The organism is Endozoicomonas sp. ONNA2 (assembly GCF_024606365.1).
Taxonomy (GTDB): domain Bacteria; phylum Pseudomonadota; class Gammaproteobacteria; order Pseudomonadales; family Endozoicomonadaceae; genus Endozoicomonas.
Window position 1 is genome coordinate 1 of sequence record NZ_JAHHPO010001130.1, and the last position, 2588, is coordinate 2588.

Annotated in this window: 2 protein-coding genes; one reads left to right on the plus strand and one right to left on the minus strand. The window is 46.6% G+C overall.

Annotated elements, in window-relative coordinates:
- Window positions 1-465: 465 nt before the first annotated feature.
- Window positions 466-1473 carry a DNA cytosine methyltransferase gene (locus KDK14_RS20025; protein ID WP_257266995.1) on the minus strand — a complete coding sequence of 336 codons (1008 nt, stop codon included), beginning with the start codon at window positions 1471-1473 and terminating at the stop codon, window positions 466-468.
- 378 nt (window positions 1474-1851) lie between these two features.
- On the opposite strand from KDK14_RS20025, the gene KDK14_RS20030 reads away from it, so the two are divergent.
- Window positions 1852-2490, plus strand: a complete 639-nt coding sequence (locus KDK14_RS20030) for a hypothetical protein (RefSeq protein WP_257266996.1) — start codon at window positions 1852-1854, stop codon at window positions 2488-2490.
- Window positions 2491-2588: the final 98 nt, after the last annotated feature.

Below are 2588 nucleotides of genomic sequence, written 5' to 3' on the forward strand. Positions count from 1 at the left end.
ATCCTCGCTACGGGCGCTATTCTCGGACAGCCTCCTAGCGTAACTGCGTGACCTTACGTTCCATCGTCCTGATTTTGCACAATGGTAAATATTAAATTCCGTGATAAAGTCTGATGTCGTATATAATTTGAGATATTGCTAAATGACATTAGATGAGTACATTGATGCTTTGCCTGCCAGAAGGATACTGAGTGGAGCCATAAGAAAAATTCTTAGTACCTTGTGGGGGGATGGCCGGTCATTTCCGGGTGCCTGGATAAAGAGTTCATATCTTCTTGAACTAACCGGACAAAAGTATTTTGACAGGCGAGCGCGTGAGCTGAGGGATGAGCTTGGTTGTGATATTGAAACCAGGCATTATGATGGAGAGCATTGTTGGAGATTAAATTCAACAAATCAAGGGGCAGGCAGGAAATGATCAAACAATGAAAAATAAGTTGATAATCAAGGCTCTGGAATTTTATTTTAAAAACCAATAGCTAGCTGTTGTTGGTCGTGTTTAATCACTTTTTCGGGTTTTGTCTGCTTGAGCAGTGCAAGCCTTATTTGTGTACCTACGGCTGTGGCAACAGGTGGTGGGAAGGCGTTGCCGATTTGTCGGTATGCGTGAGTTTTTGTACCAAAAAATTCCCAGGTATCCGGGAATCCCTGGATTCTTGCTGCCATTCTCAGAGTCAGATATGGCATATTCTCCAGTCCAGCTTTACCAACAAAGTCAGCTTCAGGAGCTTCATACATTACGTTGTGCCCATTTACTGATAACTCTGCCCAAGCTCTTTTTGCTCTGGTAGGGCCGAGATCTGGGCCGCCATGCTTTTTTGAGCCTCCAACCAGAGTAGGAGCAATTGAATTTGCTTTTTTCACCCAGCTTTTCACATGAGGCCAACCATTTGCTCCCATGAGATCTTCGAGTAGAGTTCCAACAGTCACGTTGTTGCTGGTATTTGGGGTTGGCCATTTGAAGAACTGTTTATAATCTGTTCTCAATGCGACCATTACAACCCTGGGTCTAAGCTGACAGACGCCGAAATCCGACGCGTTTAACAGTTTCCAATCTGACCAATAACCAAGGTTTTCAAGATGGTTAGAGATATGCCTGCGGTACTCATCAAATTTAGGGTCCAGTAGCCCCCTGACATTTTCAAGCATTACTGCTTTTGGTTTTGACTCTTCTACTATCCTTAGTGCTTCATCAAATAGATTTCTTTCATCATCAGTACCAAGCTGCTTGCCGGCATGACTGAATGGTGGACAGGGAACACCGTCGGCGATTAAATCCACTTGTCCCTTAAAAGGTTTTGCGTCAAATACTCGTAAGCAGCCCTCAACTACATTCCATTCATGGCGGTTAAGCCTTAAGGTTTCACAAGCATGACGATCGTTTTCAACTAAAGCCAGATGTGCAAACCCTGCCATTTCCAAGCCAATAGCCTGTCCACCACCTCCCGCACAAAGTTCAATTGAAGTTAGCATTATATCTCCGATGATTTGCTCGTTGAATATATTGTACTGTATTTATAGACAGTGAAAAATGTAAAAACTCAAGATAGTGGATCTCGCTGGCTTACTCCTGATTTTTGTCGTGTACAGTGCTTATTGATATACATATAACTCATAGAAAGCAAATGGGGGGGCCCTACCCCTCGATCAATAGGAAATATCCGGGCCAAAGGCCCGACCTCCCCCAACAAAACGTGGTGTTCACCAATGTACAAGTACGGATAGACCCAAACCGGTCACTGGATGAAAATGGGGTCAGTCCCAAAGCTTATGCTGATACCTGCTGAAAGTGTCAGCTTTTTTCCTTCCCGGCACGGAAACTCTCTTCAGCTCTGGCTAGAGGATTTTACCTTGACTGCTCCACCGAATACCGTTGAACAGGCGACTGTTCCTGATGCCACCCTGTTGTCAAACCCTCAGCCAATCCCTCCAATAGCCGACGTTGAGCCGATTCATCAGCCGCTTCAGGGGCAAACAACAGAACCCTTCCCGAGGGCAAGTGGGATAACGGCGGTCTACATTCACCTTTACCGCCGATGGCTGGATAACGCCGAGCCCGATCATAACCTGATGCTAATTAACCGCAGGGCCCGTGGCAGGCATGATACCTGCGTCCGGCTTGCGGTACATTGCAAGTCGGTGAATATCAAAATTGAACATGAGTTTATTTACCGGGATGAAGCAACATTGGAACGGGCCAAAACTCTGGCCAGAGCGGAGCGTGCGCAGTTACCCGATGAGCTGTTCTGCCTGATCCGCAGAACCGAACCGGAAGTGCCGGGCATCTATCACTACCCGGCAAAACAGTGTTACAAAGCGGATATCACAACGGGTGATAAACGACAGTTTAAAGTATTCTCCTATCGCTACTCATCACAGCATGAGGCTTATGATCGGGCGGTAAAAGCACTGTATGACCGCTGGGCCATTGATTATCCGGAGCAACTGTTTGTTGGCCAGGGTATGTCTCGGGGGGTTGTCTTGGAATAACTTAGGAATTGTCCCGGAATAACTTCATCATTTCATTCAGATTGGGAAAATGCCGCCGCCCGCTTCCCGCCACCCGCTGCCCGCAAAAGGACAAGTGG